General features: G+C 37.6%; 14 protein-coding genes. 10 read left to right on the top strand and 4 right to left on the bottom strand.

Annotated elements, in window-relative coordinates; translation table 11 throughout:
* Positions 1–79: 79 nt before the first annotated feature.
* Positions 80–1,369, top strand: coding sequence for a fumarylacetoacetase (fahA, locus tag QW060_RS03865; protein ID WP_290362342.1), 1,290 nt, complete (start codon positions 80–82; stop codon positions 1,367–1,369).
* A 41-nt stretch (positions 1,370–1,410) separates the two neighbouring features.
* Here the strand turns inward: fahA and ytxJ are convergent, their stop codons facing one another.
* Positions 1,411–1,740 carry a bacillithiol system redox-active protein YtxJ gene (gene ytxJ / locus QW060_RS03860; protein WP_290362341.1) on the bottom strand — a complete coding sequence of 110 codons (330 nt, stop codon included), beginning with the start codon at positions 1,738–1,740 and terminating at the stop codon, positions 1,411–1,413.
* Between the two features lie 334 nt (positions 1,741–2,074).
* On the opposite strand from ytxJ, the gene QW060_RS03855 reads away from it, so the two are divergent.
* The 7 genes from QW060_RS03855 (at position 2,075) to QW060_RS03825 (ending at position 8,386) form a co-directional block, all read left to right on the top strand.
* Positions 2,075–2,920 carry an RteC domain-containing protein gene (locus tag QW060_RS03855; protein WP_290362340.1) on the top strand — a complete coding sequence of 282 codons (846 nt, stop codon included), beginning with the start codon at positions 2,075–2,077 and terminating at the stop codon, positions 2,918–2,920.
* 36 nt (positions 2,921–2,956) lie between these two features.
* Positions 2,957–3,172 carry a hypothetical protein gene (locus QW060_RS03850; protein WP_290362339.1) on the top strand — a complete coding sequence of 72 codons (216 nt, stop codon included), beginning with the start codon at positions 2,957–2,959 and terminating at the stop codon, positions 3,170–3,172.
* Positions 3,169–3,522, top strand: coding sequence for a helix-turn-helix domain-containing protein (locus QW060_RS03845; RefSeq protein WP_290362338.1), 354 nt, complete (start codon positions 3,169–3,171; stop codon positions 3,520–3,522). The genes QW060_RS03850 and QW060_RS03845 overlap by 4 nt, the downstream gene beginning before the upstream one ends.
* Before the next feature lie 26 nt (positions 3,523–3,548).
* Positions 3,549–3,839: a helix-turn-helix domain-containing protein gene (locus tag QW060_RS03840; RefSeq protein WP_290362337.1), complete on the top strand. Its 291-nt coding sequence runs from the start codon at positions 3,549–3,551 to the stop codon at positions 3,837–3,839.
* A 102-nt stretch (positions 3,840–3,941) separates the two neighbouring features.
* Complete coding sequence (locus QW060_RS03835; protein WP_290362336.1) at positions 3,942–5,408, top strand: DUF3945 domain-containing protein; 1,467 nt, start codon at positions 3,942–3,944, stop codon at positions 5,406–5,408.
* 3 nt (positions 5,409–5,411) lie between these two features.
* Positions 5,412–7,496, top strand: coding sequence for a type IA DNA topoisomerase (locus QW060_RS03830; protein WP_290362335.1), 2,085 nt, complete (start codon positions 5,412–5,414; stop codon positions 7,494–7,496).
* Positions 7,496–8,386 carry an ORF6N domain-containing protein gene (locus tag QW060_RS03825; RefSeq protein ID WP_037441081.1) on the top strand — a complete coding sequence of 297 codons (891 nt, stop codon included), beginning with the start codon at positions 7,496–7,498 and terminating at the stop codon, positions 8,384–8,386. The genes QW060_RS03830 and QW060_RS03825 overlap by 1 nt, the downstream gene beginning before the upstream one ends.
* Before the next feature lie 9 nt (positions 8,387–8,395).
* Here the strand turns inward: QW060_RS03825 and QW060_RS03820 are convergent, their stop codons facing one another.
* Positions 8,396–10,420 carry a hypothetical protein gene (locus QW060_RS03820; RefSeq protein WP_074964054.1) on the bottom strand — a complete coding sequence of 675 codons (2,025 nt, stop codon included), beginning with the start codon at positions 10,418–10,420 and terminating at the stop codon, positions 8,396–8,398.
* A gap of 195 nt (positions 10,421–10,615) precedes the next feature.
* Here QW060_RS03820 and QW060_RS03815 point away from each other — a divergent pair, with 195 nt between their 5' ends.
* Positions 10,616–11,053, top strand: coding sequence for a DUF1896 domain-containing protein (locus QW060_RS03815; protein WP_037438527.1), 438 nt, complete (start codon positions 10,616–10,618; stop codon positions 11,051–11,053).
* Positions 11,040–16,466, top strand: coding sequence for an N-6 DNA methylase (locus QW060_RS03810; RefSeq protein WP_290362334.1), 5,427 nt, complete (start codon positions 11,040–11,042; stop codon positions 16,464–16,466). Before QW060_RS03815 ends, QW060_RS03810 begins: the two co-directional genes overlap by 14 nt.
* 16 nt (positions 16,467–16,482) lie before the next feature.
* On the opposite strand, the gene QW060_RS03805 is transcribed toward QW060_RS03810, so the two are convergent.
* Positions 16,483–17,310, bottom strand: coding sequence for an RteC domain-containing protein (locus QW060_RS03805; RefSeq protein ID WP_072938715.1), 828 nt, complete (start codon positions 17,308–17,310; stop codon positions 16,483–16,485).
* Between the two features lie 182 nt (positions 17,311–17,492).
* Positions 17,493–19,718 (bottom strand): TonB-dependent receptor, encoded by a 2,226-nt coding sequence (locus QW060_RS03800; protein WP_072938719.1) that lies wholly within the window; start codon positions 19,716–19,718, stop codon positions 17,493–17,495.
* Between the last annotated feature and the right edge of the window lie 33 nt (positions 19,719–19,751).

The raw sequence follows: 19,751 nt of genomic DNA, 5'->3' as shown, positions 1-19,751 counted from the left end.
ACAAAAATGGTTTGTTAAATAATAGGTAAATGATATATTTGATTAAATTTTATAGTACAAACAGCTAACAACAATAGTTATGATAATTACAGCTAATAATCCTTCTTTAAAATCATGGATTACAGTTTCTGAAAATAATGATTTCCCCATTCAAAATATTCCTTTCGGTGTTTTTTTAACTAAAGAAAATGTGATTACGATCGGTTCCCGCATCGGTGATTACGCCATTGATTTGAGTGCTTTACAACAGCTTGGCTATTTTAAAGGTATTGATCTGCACGAAGATATTTTTCTTCAGGATACACTTAACGAATTCATCACTTTAGGAAAACCGGTATGGAGAATGGTAAGAAACCGTATTGCAGATATTTTTGAAGAGAATAACAGCGAATTACGCGATAATGAAGACCATAGAAAAAATGTATTATTTCCGGTAGACGAAGTTGAAATGCAGCTTCCGGTTTTTATCGGAGACTATACCGATTTCTATTCGAGTAAAGAGCATGCTACCAATGTTGGTACCATGTTCCGCGATCCTGCCAATGCATTATTTCCAAACTGGCTTCATTTACCTGTTGGTTATCACGGAAGAAGCTCTACTATCGTTCCCTCAGGTGTAGCAGTCCACCGTCCGCTTGGACAAACCTTGCCTAAAGGAGAAACGCAACCTGTTTTTGGACCATCTCAGCGTGTTGATTTTGAATTGGAAACCGCTTTTATAACTACTGATGCCAATAAAATGGGAGAACGTATTGCGGTTGAAAATGCAGAAGATCACATTTTCGGTATGGTGTTATTAAACGACTGGAGTGCACGTGATGTACAGACATGGGAATATGTACCATTAGGACCATTTCTGGCAAAAAACTTTGCTTCGTCAATTTCATGCTGGATTGTAACCATGGATGCACTGGAACCTTTCCGTTGTGAAAGTCCAAAGCAGGAAGATCCAAAACCGCTTCCGTACTTACAGCAAAACGGAAAACATGCTTTTGATATCAATTTACAGGTAGCTATTACACCGGATAACGGAACTGAGAATATCATTTGTAATTCCAACCTGAAGTATATGTACTGGACCATGAGCCAACAACTGGCGCACCACGCTGTAAACGGATGTCAGATAAATGCAGGTGATTTATTAGGATCGGGAACTATTTCGGGACCAACTAAGGACAGTTTTGGTTCCATGCTTGAGCTTACCTGGGCAGGACAAAACCCGTTAGAAATGAACGACGGTACAAAACGCACTTTTATACAGGACAATGATACCGTAATCATGAGAGGTTATTGTAAAAACGATCAGGTACGCATCGGTTTTGGAGAAGTTTCTTCAAAATTATTGCCAGCGATTCCTTTTGAAAAATAAATATCACAGTTAAAAAAATCCACTCATTTAGAGTGGATTTTTTATATATATTCTTTTAAAATGGAGGCATCTATACCTTCATGCGATTCGTGATAGACGACTTCTGCATTCTTTATTACCAATAATTGCGGAGATTGGTGCTGAACATTAAAATCATCCGCAATAGCATTAGAAAGAGCTCTGTTTGCTATTAAATCGAGAAAATAAGGAATAATTTTTCCTTCCAAATCAAATTCTGACTCAAAATTTTTCAACGCCATTTTACTGATAATACATCGCGTACTGTGCTTAAAAATAAGTACAGGCTGTGTTTTTGACATGGCTGTAAGCTCCTCAAGTTGTTCTTGCCGGGTTAGTTCAATCCATTTCATAGTTTATTTTTTTTTATGAAAAAGATTAATATAGCCAAAATTGGCTAATAAAGAGCAGTTTACAAAAGTTGAAAACCTTATCGGTAACGATTTAGTAATGGTGCACACTGCGCTTACTTTCATTGAATTACCTTGTAAATCATCTTTGCAAATTTAATAAATAAAAGGGTAAAGTCTATAAGGCTTTACCCTTTTTGCACACAATATTCAAAAAAATCTTTCCCAATATGGGGGAACCTGTGGTGTTGGTTTCAATATTATTTCCAAATTTTGGCATACCAAGAACTAGATGAGTTCTGAATAAAATTCTGTAAACTTTAAAAACATCTATGCTATGGAAATTATATTGAGTAAAATATTATCAGAAATTCGGCATAAGGAGGACAAAATTTCTTCTCAAATGATAAGGTCATCTGATGAAGCATATCAAATGACTTTGTTTCTAAATGAAATGTTGTGTGCTATTAAAACTGAAGTATTGCAAGTTGGATTTTTAAATGAAGATCAAGAGGTTGATTTCTTTAAGAATGTTAAACCGCAAATCCTTGGAAAACTTATTTATTACAATAAAGTATTTCGGATAGAAACTACCTGTCCCGTGAGTAATGGTAAAATACATCAAAGTTATTATGAAAATGTTTTAAAAAATCTCAAGTTAGAATATAAAGAAAGTATTTGCAATGAAGATTTCTACAGATATTACCGTGCTGGCAGAACCGACCGTGATCACAATTATTTCAGGCTCGGAAAGATTAACTATCACGATGGATTAAAGAGTGGCGTATTTGAAATTGACCTTAGCTTCTCCACATATTACGACAACAAAATAGCACATATTATTGCCAATGAACTACTTTATACTTACACTCTTACTAAAATAAATCCTGAAGAAAATCCCGATACAATATTACAAAATTTAGATACAAACAAGGATATTTCGTGGACAAATTCTCAAAATGCACTTATCGAACTAATATACGCCCTGTATGCTTCAAATTCCATTGCATACGGAAAAATAGGCATCCGAAAATTAGCATTGATTTTTCAGGTGCTATTCCGAACACCCTTAAACGATATACATCACTCTTTCCACCGAATGAAAACAAGGGCAGGCTCCAGAACGGCATTTTTAGACCAGCTCAAAATATCCCTCGAAGAATATATGGATAAAGACCTTTAACTGTTTCAATACAGTGATTTCAAAGCAGTACACAATATGTACTGTTTTTTTTGCCCATATCTGCCAATTGGCAAATGTTGGCAAACCCCTGTTACAAAATACTCAAAATGCCCTGAACCCCTTATTAAACAAGGGGTTTCCCTAAGTGTAAAAATTTTCAAAAAACAGCCAAACCAATTGGCAAGGATTGGCAGACAAACACTGCCACCTTTAGGAGTTTTGCATAGTGAACATTTAAAAGCTGTGCAATGAAAATTATAACTATCGAAGAAGAAGCGTGGCAACAGCTAAACAGCCGTATTAATGCCATTGCCGACTACCTGAAAAGATTGGACGAAACCAGCTATGATGACCTGTGGCTCAATAACCACGAGGTTTGCCAATACCTGCACATCAGCGAAAAGACCTTATGGCGTATGCGAACCAAAGGCGAGATTGCTTATTCAAAAATCTACGGTCAGTATTTCTACACCATAGGAGCAATTAAGGATATGCTCAATGCCAATGCCATACAGAGCAGTGATGAATTTGTGCAGGAGCTTATGGCAAAAGGCAAAAGCTATATCGAAAAAGGCAGAAAGCTAAAGACAGATAAAAAATAGGTATGAACCCTTAAAAGTATATCCCTATGAATATTGACAGAATGGAATTTTTGGCGTGGATGGAACGCTTAATGGGTCGCTTGGATATGCTGGGCGACAATATAGATGAACTGCAAAAAAAGCGTAACAGCATAGATGGCGAGGAATTATTGGACAATCAGGATTTGCTTCAAATGCTTAAAATCAGTAATCGTTCTCTGCAGCGGTATCGTTCGAATGGGAAGTTGCCTTATTATACGATTAGTGGAAAATTGTACTATAAACTTTCCGATGTACATCAATTTATTCGTGAAAGTTTTAATCCTCCTACTAAATAAATGAACGCCAATAAATGACAAATACTGCCTTTTAATGCCATTTCCACCAATCCAGTAAATGCTTGTTTTACATTCGATAGTGAATTTTAAATTTTTCAAATTATGAGCGAAGAAACAGCAAATACGCAGGAAATGCCCGAACAGTTATCGGACATATTGCTGGTGCTGGATAAAGAAAAAATGAAAATCCAAGCCGTAAAGAGTATAGACGAAAACGGGAAAATGGAAACTGTTGATCCCACGAAGAAAAACCAAAACCAGTTTATGCGTGTGGACAAAAGTGGTGATTTCTTTTCGAACTTCTTCTCCAATTTTTTCAGCCAGCTAAAGAACCCTACCAATTTTTCATTCTTTAAAGTGCCTGCACCTGTCGCTGTTGAAAAAGCACAGGAAATGCAAAAGCAGGTTGACAAGCCAACTCCTGAAGGCGAAAAAATAATGAAAGAGCACGAAGTAAAAATAGAACAGCAATCGGATAAAAAACAAGTAAATCAAAATAATATGGCAACAACAGAAACAACACAGCAAGCAAGCGAATACCGCTACAAACCGGAGCAGATTGATTGGGATACTATGACCAATCTCGGATTAAGCAAGGAATACCTTGAAAAGAGAAACCTACTTGAACCTTTATTGAAAGGTTACAAAACGAATGAACTCTTACCGATTGGTGTCAACCTCGGTGGTACAATTCTTCGTACAGATGCCCGCTTGTCTTTACAGCAAGCCGAAGACGGAAAAGTTGTGGTAGGAATACACGGCATCAAAAAAGAACCCAATTTGCATTTTGAATTTTTCGGGCACAAGTTTACGGTTGAAGACAAAAAGAACCTGCTCGAAACTGGTAATATGGGGCGTGTGGTAGATTTGAAAAATTCCAAAACTGGCGAACTGATGCCTTCCATTATCAGTATAGACAGACTAACGAATGATGTAATTGCATTGAGGACGGATTTTATAAAAGTTCCAGATGAAATTAAAGGCGTGAAATTGGACGATGCCCAGAAACAAACCTTAATGGAGGGTAAACCGCTAAAGTTAGAGGGTATGATTTCTACCAAAGGAACAGAATTTTCGGCAACAGTACAATTCAATGCAGACAAGCGATATGTGGAGTTTCTGTTTGACCGCAACAATTCTAACAGGCAAACCCAAAGCAATGGACAAACTCAAAACAATCAGCAAAACCAATCTCAGGAAGCTCCAAAAACATTCAGAGGTAAAGAATTGACCGATGATCAACATAAGGATTTTAAAGCCGGTCAAACCATCTACATTGATGGATTGAAAGATAAAAAAGGGCAACCATATCAAGGTTATATCACTTTCAATAAAGAAAATGGAAAAACCAATTTTGAATTTCCAAATCAATACAAGGAAAGAGTAAAACCAACCGAAGCCCATAAAACGCAAACTGCTGTCAATTCGGAGGGCAAGACCAATGAAGCGACCAAAAATATCAAAGAGCCTTTGAAGTATGGTCAACAAACACCGAAAAACAAACAACAGCAGGAACAACAGGAAAAGCCCAAAGCTCCAGCAAAAACCAGAGGCAAAAAAATATCTTAAAGTATGAAAACAATCATTGCAGAAAAACCAAGCGTAGCAAGGGAAATAGCCGGACTTTTGGGAGCATCTGATAAAAAGGAGGGCTACCTTACAGGCAACGGCTATTTTGTTACCTGGGCATTCGGACATTTAATAGGGTTGGGAATGCCCGAAGATTATGGAATTTCGGGATTTGATAAAACAGCGTTACCAATTTTACCCAATTCTTTTTTATTAACTGTTCGCAAAGTAAAAAAAGATAAAGGCTATACAGCCGATACAGGAGCGTTAAAGCAACTAAAAATTATTGAACAGCTTTTCAATAAAAGCGAGAGCATTATTGTGGCTACCGATGCAGGCCGTGAAGGCGAATTGATATTTCGTTACATCTACGAATACCTGAAATGCAACAAACCGTTTGAACGGCTTTGGATAAGTTCGTTGACCGAAAAAGCCATCAAGCAAGGATTTGAAAACCTAAAACAAGGAAAAGAATTTGACGGATTGTACCAGGCGGCACAAGGCAGAAGCCGTGCCGATTGGCTCGTGGGCATCAATGCTACACAGGCGTTGAGCATAGCCGCAGGAAATGGCATTTATTCGCTCGGAAGAGTGCAAACGCCTACACTGGCTTTGATATGCAAACGCTATTTGGAAAACAAAAATTTCTCGGTAAAGAAATACTGGCAGATACAGCTATCGCATAATAAAGAGTTGATAGATTTTAAAAGTATTTCCAAAACAAAATGGGAAGACCAAAAACTTGCCGTTGATACGCTGAAAGCCATTCAGCGAAGTAAAACGGCAACGGTTACATCGGTGGAAACCAAAAGCATTACAGAGCAACCGCCTCTATTGTTCGACCTTACTGGCTTGCAAAAAGAAGCCAACAAAAAGCTGAACCTTTCTGCGGAAGAAACGCTCAATATTGCCCAAAGCCTTTACGAAAGGAAGTTTATCACATACCCACGCACCGGAAGCAAGTACATTCCTGAAGATATGTGGGCAGAAATCCCCAACCTCGTAAGGGCTTTGCAGGACCGCGAAACCTGCAAGCAAGCCGTAGGGAAATTGAAATGGGGACGGTTCAATAAACGTATTGTAAACGATTTGCGTGTTACCGACCACCACGGATTATTGATTACTGATAAAATCCCATCAGCCCTGAACGCAAAGGAAAACTCCGTTTATGATATGATTGCCTTTCGATTGCTCGAAGCCCTTTCACAAGCCTGTATCAAAGAGATAACCGATGTAGGTTTACAAGCGTTGCATTATGATTTTACAGTAAAGGGTTGTAAGGTTATAGAAGCAGGCTGGCGTTCCATCAAAGGTAGTTTTTCAGATGATAATACCGAACCTGTACAGGATTTGCCCGAACTGAAAAAAGGCGATGAACTAAAAATAAAAGAAGCCTCCGTTTTGGAAAAGAAAACCAAACCACCAGGGCTTTATACCGAAGCAGGACTTTTGTCGGCTATGGAAACTGCCGGAAAGGAAATCGAAAATGAAGATGAACGCAAGGTTTTACAAAACATCGGTATTGGTACTCCGGCTACCAGATCCGCAATAATAGAAACCCTGTTTACCCGCAACTATATCCAACGAGAAAAAAAATCCCTAATCCCTACCGAAAAGGGATTGCAGGTGTACGAATTGGTCAAAGATCGTAAAATTGCGGATGTGGCAATGACCGCCGAATGGGAATTGGCTTTGCAAAAAATCGAAAATAACGAAGCCGATGCAGGGGCATTTCAAAAAGAAATGGAAACTTACGCCTCATCTATTACCAATGAATTGCTACAAACTTCCATTGCCCAAAACAACCTGCCTAAATTGGTTTGCCCGAAATGCAAAAGCCAACAACTCATTATCCGTGATAAAATAGTGAAGTGTCCTGATGAAGTTTGTAATTGGGTACAGTTCCGCAATGTGTGTGGTATACAAATCGGCATAACCGATATTGAAAATCTTGTCAATAAAAAGAAAACTTCACTTATCAAAGGAATGAAAAGCAAAGCAGGAAAAAAATTCGATGCTTATATCGTGTTGAATGAAAATGCCGAAAGTTCCTTTGAGTTTGATAAAAATAAAAGCTACAAAAAGTGATGGAAAATAAACTTATCATTACCAGCAAGGAAATAGAAAATCAAATCTATACTGTAAGAGGGCAACAAGTGATGCTCGACAGCGACCTTGCAAGTATTTATCAGGTAGAAACAAAAGTCTTCAATCAGGCAGTAAAACGTAATGCAAATCGTTTCCCTGAAAGCTTTCGTTTCCAATTGGCACAGCAGGAATTTGATACCATCAACTTGAGGTCACAAATTGTGACCTCAAGTTTGAATTATGGTGGCAGGCGTTATCTGCCCTACGTTTTCACTGAACAAGGTATTGCAATGCTGGCTTCGGTACTCCGTTCAACGGTAGCTATAAAGGTCAGCATTGAGATTATGAATGCTTTTGTAGAAATGCGGAGAATGCTAATGAGCAATGCTTCGCTTTTTCATCGTCTGGATAAAATTGAACTGAAACAATTAGAAGCTGACCAAAAATTTGAAGAGATTTTTAAGGCTTTGGAAAGCGACAAGCTCCAAAGCGACAAAGGTATCTTTTGCAACGGACAGATTTTCGATGCTTATACCTTTGTTTCCGATATTATCCGAAGTGCCAAAATTTCCATTATACTCATTGATAATTATGTTGACGATACAGTCCTCACATTGCTCGGAAAGCGTGAGCAGTCAGTAACTGCCAAGATTTACACCAAAAATATCAATAACCAATTACAACTTGATCTGCAACGATACAGCAGCCAATATCCAGCTATTGAAATTGAGCTTTTCTCTGATGCTCACGACCGTTTTTTGATTATTGACGACACGGAACTTTACCATATCGGAGCATCCCTGAAAGACTTGGGCAAAAAATGGTTTGCCTTTTCGAGGATGGATGTTGAGGTTGTAAGAATGTTAAGTTTGTTACATAATTCGAATTAAAAAACTATTTTATGTAAATAGCTTATCAAAAAATGGATTATGTCTTTGCTTGGAAGCATCAAGAAGTTGCCTGAAAGTCATTACTTCCAAATGTAAATTAAGTTCAGCCTCTATCTTGAAATAAGTCCCAAAAGGAGTAGCTTTCCAACCTTTGTTCTTATTGTATCTTGCTAGAGGTTCTGGAATAAAATCTAGGATTATGTAACCAAATTTTGGAGTTGTTTCTTTTAAAATGATTTGATTTCCCTTATAGTTTTTTTTAATTGGCTGATAAATAAACTCCTCGAAGTAAGGTTCTACAAGTTCTGAAAACTCCCATCTATAATCCGTTTTGTTCTTTTGATGTGCAACATCTCCAGGTCTTTTAAACTCGAAAATAACCATAGAATTTACCTCACCACTAGCTTTATCGCCAAAACTGATTGGATTATTAAACATTTGTGGATTATCAATCAATATTAAATCTGTTTCTTTTCTACTTTTTGTTTGTGAGAATGAAGTGATAGATTTATCAGAAGCAATAAACTTATATGAAATAAATCGTTCATCTAAAATCCATAAATTATGGTTTTCATATTCTAAATCATTGTTTGTTAACCCTAAAGGAAATATCAAATTATGGACATCTTCTTCAAGTTTATAATCTCCGTTTTCATCAGCATCCAAAAATTTGTCAAATAAATTGATAATAGCTTTTCTTCTCATCATATAATCAGCTAAACTATCTACATCATAAGCTGTCTTTGCTTTAATATCATTTATTATTTGACCAATAGCATCTTCGTTTACTTCTTTTGTTTTTATAAATCTTTCTATGTTATTTTCAACCTTTCTTCTAGCATTAAAGGAAATTTTATACAGGTGCTCTTCCAGTTTATCTTCGCTTAGATTTGGTGGTATTGAGTTTAGGATTTCTGGATTTTTTAGAAAACTATTAAATCTTGGTGCTTTATGAGAAATATAGTATTTAACATTTTCGATATTTTTATGTCTAGCCGTCTTCACAAAATTATCATATTCGACTTCCAAGATTGAAGATATATATTCTTCAATATCTTGAAATGTAATTGTATTATCATCGTCAAACAAAAGATTTTCTCTTTCTTTCGGGATATTAAATCCATTTCTTGTTTTAAAGACTTTTTTATTTAAATACTCAGAAACAACATAAATATCAAAAAAATAATACTCATTATCTATTAAGACAGGGTAAGAGAAAATAGAATTGATGTTCTTAATATTTTTAGGATTTCCAACTGTCCTGTTGTTTGCACAGTAATATAGGTAATTATTTTTTCGATTACCTTCTTTCAATGTTTTTGTAATATAGAACTTAAAATCCTCTTCTTTTAAAGAGAAGTCTCTCTCTTTTTCTTTTGATACTTTTTGAAATAATTCGTTGATAACCTCTACCTCATTGTTTTCTAAATCAATAACTTCAATTCTTGGCAAAGAATTATTCAAATAGTATATAAAGCAATGCTGCATAATACTTTCACTTATTTGAAGTAATGAAATAGCAGATTTTTCAATTAGAATATGATTAGTGCAATTCTGAATTTCGACAACAGTTTTCGCTTGTTCAGCTTGAGAGTTACCAAACTCAATTATTTCCAACTCTTTTTCAGTAGAAAACCGAAATTTTCTAATATACCAAGTAGTATCTTCTAAATAATTGCTGTCTACAAGAAAATCTTTGTACGCAGCAAGAACTGTAAATCTACCTATTCCTTTACAGCCAAAGTCCTTGTTAATTTGTGAAAATGGAGTTTGAAATGATTTGTAATTGTTATTATTAAAACCTACTCCGTTATCAATAACTTTAAATCCTGAAATTGTTTTGACATTGTCAAAGTTAAGTTTCTCCGGCAAATCACCTCTGGTAATTTGAATTTGAATTTTCTTTTCGTTTGCTGGTAATTGAGACTTTTGGAGACTAATTATAGAATTAACAACACATTCTAACATAGGAAGAAGAACATCTTCCGCTGTCAAATCTACTGTTTCAACTAAATTTTTTACTGGTACCTCCATAGTGCAAATAAGATTTTTAATAGAGGTTAAATATAAGCAAACTAAATTTTATGATTATCTGTAAGGTCATAATTATTTTTATTAAATTTTGCGTCAAACTCATCCTCTCAAAGCCAAACCCTGCCACATTTTTAAAGGCTCTTATCTACTGCTATAATTTTGAGTTTCAAGTAAAATTCAAAACAAAATTATAGTATGAATACACAACAAAAAGACCTATCGTATTTCAGATTACGACTGCAAGAATTATTAAACACCAGCTTCCCCGAAAAAGCAAACGACCAAAAATTTATTGAGCAACGTTCCTCGTGGGCTACCAACGCTTACGAAGGTGCTTTTCAATCAGGAAATAGCATTGAAAAATGTAATGAAATAGCCAACTATATTCTGTTTGAGGGCTTGCACTTCTCCAAATTTGACACTGTGTTTCAAGTGGTATGCAATGAGTTTGATACCATAATGGCAGATGAGGAACTGCGATCGTTCGCCCTGAAAATGTTCCCGGTTTGTGAGCCTGTTTTCTCTGGCTACCAACTAACCGATGATTTCGCTTATAAGACAGAGTACGACCTGCTCTATACCGAAATAACCGGAACCATCGCAATATGGATAGCCGAAAATGGGCTTCAGTAAACGCCAACATCTCCAACAGAACATTGATGCCCTACGAATTGCTTTTAAACTTGAAAAGGAGAAACGACAAGCCACCGTAGGCGAAAGACTGCTAATGATGCAATACAGCGGATTTGGCGGTCTTAAATTCGTTCTGAACCCAATAGCGAATGAAATAGACATCAATCATTGGAGAAAAACGGAACACGAATTTTTCCCAATTACGCAGGAACTACACCGACTACTCAAAGAAAATTCCGAAGACGAAAAGCAATACCGCAGGTATGTAGATAGTATGAAAATTTCTGTGCTTACGGCTTTCTATACACCGCCACAGGTCATAGATGAGATTTCAGCAAGCTTAAATGAAAGCGGTCTGAAAATCGATAAATTTCTTGAACCATCAGCAGGGATTGGCTCATTCATACAGTCCTTTTCGGAAAATCAATTGGTAAATGTTACCGCTTATGAAAAGGATTTGCTCACAGGCAAGATTTTAAAACAGCTTTATCCGAAAAGTAATATCCGAATAAGTGGTTTTGAGGAAATCCCAGAAAAGGAACAAAACAGCTATGATGTGGTTGCGAGTAACATACCGTTCGGCGATACATCTGTATTTGACCTTTCTTATTCCAGAAGCAAAGACACAACTAAAGTACAGGCTGCTAGAAGCATACACAATTACTTTTTCCTGAAAGGTACTGATATGCTCCGTGAAGGCGGTTTGTTAGTTTACATTACTTCACAAGGAATTTTAAACAGCCCAAAGAACGAACCGATACGCAGAGCATTAATGCAGGATAACAATTTGGTTTCGTTGGTCAGATTGTCCAACAATTTGTTTACTGAATATGCAGGAACGGAAGTTGGCAGTGATTTGATTATCCTTCAAAAAAATACGGCAAAACAAAATTTGACAGTAGCGGAAGAACTCTTTTGTCAGAGCAAGCAAACAGAATACAATACGCCTGGCAATGCTTTTTTTCAGGACAGCACAAGAATTGTACATACAGACCGCAAATTAGATACCGACCCTTATGGAAAACCAGCATTAATTTATACGCACAAAGACGGCGTTGAGGGAATTGCTAAAGACCTCAAACAAATGCTTACGGATGATTTTGGAAAGCACCTGAATTTGAGTTTATATAAAGGCGAACGAAACGATGAGCCTGTAATACAAATTCCGATTGAACCAACGGTTACACCTCCGGTTATCGAACCTGTAACCATTCAACCGGAAATACAATCTTTATCTGTTCCTATAATCAATCGGGAAAGTCCCCAGGAACTAAAGCAACTAAGCATTTTCGACTTGTTTGAAAATGTGGACGAGCCTGTAATGGTTGCTGCTCCACCCAAAAAAACGACACAAGTTAAAAGGCAAAGCACCAACAAAAGAAGAGGTGCAATAGGTCGCCAACCTGACCTGTTCAGCAGTGCGATGCAGCAACCTTATACGCCTCCGATTACCAATAGAACTGCCAACGGAAGCACATCAACCAACGGTAAAAAACAAGAAGCCATCGGCGACCTGTTTTCGGGAATAAACGGGAATGGCCAAGCTGATAAGCCAGCCGTTCCCAATACCATTCCCGAACCTGCTCCTTATAGTGGCGAACTGCAATCGTACCACCGTAACGATTGTCTTGTTGTGGATAATGGTTGGGTCGGTCATCTGCAAGATGTAGATACATCAGACGGTACGGCAGTTTTCCACCCTTTGCAGTTACCGACCTTACAGAAAGCAAGAGCCGAAGCGTACATTGCTGTACGTGATGTTTACCAAGACCTTTATAATAAAGAGGCAAAGTTTCAGACCGAATACAAGGAAGAAAGGGAAACGCTTAACCGCCTTTACGATGCCTTTGTCAAAAGGCACGGAAACCTCAACAGTGCCGATAATATCAAGCTCATCAAAACGGATAGTTCCGGAAAGGAAATACCTTATCTGGAACGTGTGGTTGGTGGCGTGGTACACAAGGCCGATATATTCAGTCGCCCTGTAAGTTTTTCTACCTTAACCATAACAACGGACAATCCCGAAGAAGCATTAGCGGCCTCGCTCAATAAGTACGGAAACGTGGATTTGGATTATATGTCCGAAATCAGCGGTATGACTGATGACGCTTTGAAAGAAGCCTTACACGGTCGTATTTATTACAATCCTTTACAAAAGAAATACGAGATATCCGAACGCTGGATTGCAGGTAACGTTGTGGAAAAAGCCCAGGAAGTCAAAGCGTATCTCGAAAGTAATCCCGATGATGCACAGGCTAAAGCAAGCCTTACCGTTTTGGAAGAAGCCCGACCAAGACGAATTGAGTTTGAAGAATTGGATTTTAACCTCGGCGAGCGTTGGATACCCACTGGTATTTATGGCCGGTTTGCTTCACATCTTTTTGATACGGAGGTGAACATTCATTACTCGGAGAGTTCTGATGATTTTTCTGTAAGCTGTAAACAAAAGAATGTTCATATATGGGATAAATACGCCGTAAAAGCTGAAAGCCGGACGTTTGACGGGATTGCTCTGCTCAAACACGCCCTTGTCAATACTACGCCTGATATTACTAAAAAAGTGATGGTTGGCGATCAAGAAGTCAAGGTACGGGATATGGAAGCCATACAAATCGCGAATACCAAGATTGATGAAATCCGAACCGCTTTTACAGACTGGCTTCATGCCCAAAATGATGAATTTAAAACAAGGCTTACCGACAAATACAACGACACGTTTAACTGCTTTGTCCGTCCGAATTACGACGGAACTCACCAGAACTTTCCTGGGTTAGACCGCAAAGCACTCGGAATTGAAGATTTGTATTCCAGCCAAAAGGACACGGTTTGGATGATAAAGCTGAACAACGGTGCAATCTGCGACCACGAAGTAGGTGCAGGAAAGACGCTCGTAATGTGTACGGCAGCACAGGAAATGAAGCGTTTAGGGTTGGCTCATAAACCTATGATTATCGGGCTAAAAAGCAATGTCCACGAAATTGCCGAAGCTTACCGCACCGCTTATCCACACGCAAAAATATTGTTTCCGGGCAAAGAAGATTTTACACCCCAAAAACGCCAACGTATTTTTGGCGACATTAAAAACAACGATTGGGATTGTGTTATTCTCACACACGACCAATTTGGAATGATACCGCAATCTCCCGAAATTCAGAAGGAAATCTTAGAAATTGAATTGGACAGCGTAGAGCGTAACCTTGATGCCCTGCAATCGCAAGGCAAGGAAGTGACCAGAGGAATGCTTGCCGGTGTAATCAAGCGAAAAGAAAACCTCGAAGTCAAACTCAAAACCCTGCAACACGATATTGAAAATCGTAAAGATGATGTGGTAGATTTTAAGATGATGGGTATAGACCATTTATTTGTGGATGAAAGTCATCAATTCAAAAACCTGATGTTCAATACAAGGCATTCAAGAGTAGCAGGATTGGGTAATGTGGACGGAAGCCAAAAGGCAATCAACCTACTATTTGCTATTCGTACCATTCAGGAACGTATCAATGCGGATATGGGAGCAACCTTTCTTTCGGGAACGACCATCAGTAATTCGTTAACCGAACTGTACCTATTATTCAAATACCTCAGACCAAGAGCAATGGAAAAACAGGGCATTCATTCTTTTGATGCCTGGGCTGCTATTTACGCAAGGAAAACAACCGATTATGAATTTTCGGTTGCCAATAATATTGTTGCAAAAGAACGTTTCCGCTATTTTATCAAAGTGCCGGAGTTGGCGCAATTCTATTCAGAAATAACGGATTACCGAACGGCTAAGGATATAGGCATTGACCGCCCTAACAAGAATGAGGTATTATATAACATACCACCTACACCCGATCAGGAAGTGTTTATTCAAAAACTAATGGAATTTGCCAAATCGGGAAATGCTTCTTTATTAGGAAGAGCTCCTTTATCTCCATCTGAAGAAAAGGCAAAAATGCTCATCGCTACTGATTATGCCCGTAAGATGTCTTTGGATATGCGGATGGTAAGCGGTGCGTATGATGACCACCCCGACAATAAGGCTTCGCATTGTGCGGACAACATTGCTAAATATTACAACCAATATAATGCACAAAAAGGAACGCAGTTTGTTTTCTCCGATTTGGGAACCTACAAGCCAGGCGAATGGAATGTGTATTCCGAAATCAAACGCAAGCTTGTGGAAGACCACGGTATCCCTGCGAACGAAGTACGTTTTATTCAGGAAGCAAAAAATGACAAGCAACGCAAAGAGCTTATCAAAGGAATGAATGAAGGTAAAATCCGCATACTTTTCGGTTCTACAAGTATGTTGGGCACAGGAGTTAACGCACAAAAAAGAGCCGTTGCTGTTCACCATTTGGATACACCGTGGCGACCAAGTGACCTTGCCCAAAGGGACGGCAGAGCTGTTCGCAAAGGCAATGAAATTGCCAAGTTCTTCGCAGGTAATAAAGTAGATGTGATTATCTATGCCGTAGAAAAATCATTGGACAGCTATAAGTTTAACCTACTATACAATAAACAACTATTCATAGACCAATTGAAAAACAACAATCTCGGCAAACGAACCATTGACGAGGGCAGTATGGACGAAAAATCGGGAATGAATTTTTCGGAATATGTGGCTATCCTATCAGGAAATACCGACCTGTTGGATAAAGCTAAATTAGAAAAACAGATTGCGGGGTTAGAAAGCGAAAAACAGGCGTTCAACCGTTCAAAGTATAGTGCGAAGTACAAATTGGAAGACTATACGGCTGAACTTGATAAAGCCCAATCCCGTTTTGACCGTATGAGCCTTGATTGGAATAATCTGCAAGAGCGTATTCAAAAACGTTCGGACGGTACAATCGCAAATCCTGTGCAATTGGACGGCTTGCCACCCAATGCGGATATTAAACAAATTGGTGCAAAGCTCAACCAGCTTTCGGACAAAGCCCGCACCGGAGGTCAGTATGAAGAAATCGGTGCATTGTATGGATTTATGCTGTTGGTAAAAACCGAAATATCCGAAAAAGAGGGTATGGATATACGGGTAAACCGCTTTTTGGTTCAGGGCGAGGGCAATATCAAATATACCTATAATAACGGTATCATCGCTAAAGATGAAAAGCTGGCTACTGTGAACTTCCTTAGTGCTCTGGAGAAGTTGCCAGGCTATATAGAGCAGGAACAAAAGAAAATTGCAGAAATACAAAAGGATTTACCTGTTCTTCTGGAAGTGGTAAACGGTACGTGGTCTAAGGAAAACCGATTGAGTGAACTCAAAACGGAACTGTCTGCCGTTGAACGGAAAATACAGTTGTCTATAACGCCTGAACCCAAAGAGGAACCTGCGGAACAAACCGAAAAACAAAAAGAAACTCCAAATATTTTGGAGAGTATTGTACGGACGAAAGGTATTCACTTACCCCGTGGGGTATTATAATATGTAAAAGTATCCGCTACATTTCTTCCTGTTCATCCATTTTCCTAATCAAAGCATCCCGTAAGCTGTCAAGAAATTTTGTTCGGTTTATTTTTCGGGATTTAAGTTCCATAAATGTATGATAAAAGTCGCCCAAATCAACATTAAAAGCACGTTCAAATGTTTTGGCAATAACTTTAATATCTGCATTTCCATTGTCAAGCACAGCTCGCGAATGCAGTGCATAAATCAATTCTATGAGTGCTGTTTTGCTCCCTGTCCAATTTAAATTCGGTAGGTCTGTTGATTTCTCTCTATACGTAGTGTTGTGAAGCTGGTCTTCAAGATAGACTTGTATCAGGTCATTAGCTATAATCTTTGCTACTTTGTAATCGTGGGATGTGGAAAAGTTGCGGTCTGCCTCAAAATAATACGTGTCTAAACTTAACTTAATATCGTACTTGCCTCGTACAAAGAGCTTATCGTCAATGAAAGAATTATTGGTTCGGTAATATTTATAAAATTCAAGGTTGTTATCGAAATACCTTTTGAGTTTTTTCAACTCATCATTAAGGTATTTCTTAATAGGTTTTGCACCGTAAGGCTTTTTTGTTTCGATTTTATAAATGGCATTATAGTAAATTAGTTTTGAAACGATGGCAGGCTTCTGATGTTTGAAAAAATGGATTTCCTCATCAATATTCTTAAATCCCCTATTTAAAACATACTCCTTTACTTCGGACAAGCATTTAAGGATGATATCTATAACGGCTTCTATCCTTTGTATAGAGTAGTCTGTTTCTATCTCCAATTCATCTATTGTTGTTTCCAGTCTAAGCAGTGTTTTATTATAAAATTTATCCATACGGTTGGTCTGTTTAATTTGGCTTTCGAAAAAGCACTATCCGTAATAAATATCAAACATTGTACAAACGACTATTCCAAATGATAGTTGTTTGTACAATATTTGATGAACAAGGTATCTTACTTGATGATTTTAGATAAACAAAGTAATTTGACGAAGTTGTTTAAATATGATTTCTTCTATTACTCTAATCTAAACCTAATACCAACATAAATTTCCCGTCCCCGTGTCGGACCCCAAACAGAAGATGTGTCAAAGTATGGACTGAATGGGTCTTGCCAACTGATAATTGGTTGTAATTGTCGGAAGTCAAAAATATTCTCACAACCTGCATACATTTCAAACTTTTTAAAGTTGTAAGTAAACTGTGCATTTACAATTGTATATGGCTCTGAAAAGTCAGGTCGTTGAAATTCTATTGGGTTTGATTTTGTGTCGGGCAAACGCTGTCTGCCATACCAATGCACATTCATATCAAAGTGAAATTTGTTTGTCAATGGCTTGTAGCTAAAAGTCGTAATTACCTTGTGCTTTGGATTGAATGGCAAAAGTTGTTTTGTTTCTCCGATTTCCCGATAAACGTCTAAATAGTTATATCCTGTTTTAAACTCAAACCGCCTGTAAATTTTTAAATACAATTCTGCCTGAAAACCGTTGCTTACACTTGTCCCTGTAAAATTCTGAATAATAGCCTTTGTCGGGTCGCTGTCATAATCGGGGAAAATCTGATTTTGAAAATCGGTTCTGTAATAATCGGCACTGAAATAACCTGATAAATTATTGTCTTCCGTATCAAACTTTTGTGTAAGGTTAAACCCAAAGTTTACTGCTTTTTCGGGTTGTAATTGCTCGGCAAAAATGATGTCCCTTGAACTTACAAGCAATCCGATATTTTCGCTGAATAAATTTACTGTTCTCCAACCTGTTCCAATATTTGCACGAACAATAGTTTTTGGCGTTATGTCATATTTCAGCAATGTTCTTGGTGTAAACTGAAAACCAAATTGGTTATGGTGGTCGCCCCGAACTCCTGCAATCCAAGTGAGTTTGTCGTTAAAAAACCGCATTGTGTTTTCGGCAAAAAGTCCTGGGATGTTTTCTAATCGCTGATAATTGCCTGCATAAGTTCTTTGCAAAAATGTATCTGTAAATGCAATGTCTTCATTCAGGTTCAAATGACGATAACTAATACCTGTTTTCAAATCGTGTTTGGCATAGTTTAATTCATATTGAATGTTGCCGTAAAAATTGGTTTGCTGTGCGTTGTATTTTACGGTTCCGAAAAATGAATTTTGCTGTTGATGAAAAGCCGAAGCAAACAACACAACATTGTGTTTATCATTAAAACGATACCCTGTTTTAGTCCACATTTCAGGCTGATTGATATTTACCGATTGCCCATAAACATTGGTGCTTCCTTTGTCGCTTTCTGCATTGAAAGAAGTTTGTCCCCCAATTCGTTGTTCATTGAAAAAACGTAAACCAATTCTGCTGTTCCAACCCCAATCTTTTTCATTACCATACTTCCACTTATTAAAAATCATATATCTGGTAAGCAATGGTAAGTCTAAAAAATTATCGTTGTCCCTGTCAATTTTGTTGGCAGGTTGCACCGTATGAAACGCAGTTAAGTTGCTCCATTTACCTTGCTTAAAAGCATAGTTGGCGTTAAAATGCTTTTCCATAAAATTGTTCATATACAGATTGAGCAATAATTTATCTGTTTTGTCAGGTTCTTTTGTTTCTACATTGATTTGTCCGCTAATGCTTTCATACCCTTGAATAACGCTGTTTGCTCCTTTGGAAACATAAATATTATCAACCAATGTCCCCGGAATACTGCTTATACCATAGGTGTATGCTAAACCTTGTATCATCGGGAAACCGTCAATTAAAATTTGATTGTAAACTCCCGATAAGCCTAAAATGCGAAGTTCTTTTGAGTTTGTTATTACATTGGTTGTTTGCGGTTGTACGGTTGTTTGTGTTTCAAAGCAACCTGCCAAATCACAACAAGCAGCTTTTGCAAGTTCCGTTTGTGTAATCTGTTCGGTTTTAATCGGCTTAATGTCCGAAATAATTACTCCGTCACGTTGTCTTGAAATTATAATTTCATCAAGAGTATGGTTTTCCTCTAACGTAAACTCAACAAATGTTTGGTTACTGATTTCAATTGTATCGGACGAATGTCCTACATAACTTGCAATCAGTTTCTTATCGGAAATGTCTTTGATTGATATTTCAAATTGTCCTTTGTTACCTGTTAATGTGCTTGTGGTTGTGCCAAGCCAATAGACATTAGCACCTACTAACGGCTCTTTTTTGTTGTTGGTTACTTTTCCTAAAATGGTTTGTGCCGAAATACTAAAAGGAAACAGTAAACCAACAATGAAGATGTATTTTTTCATTGTCTGATTTTTTAATAAAGGGCAAAGCAAGTT

Source organism: Paenimyroides ceti (genome assembly GCF_030409925.1).
Note: the sequence above shows the minus strand (reverse complement) of the source record. Positions and strands in the feature narration are given on the sequence as shown.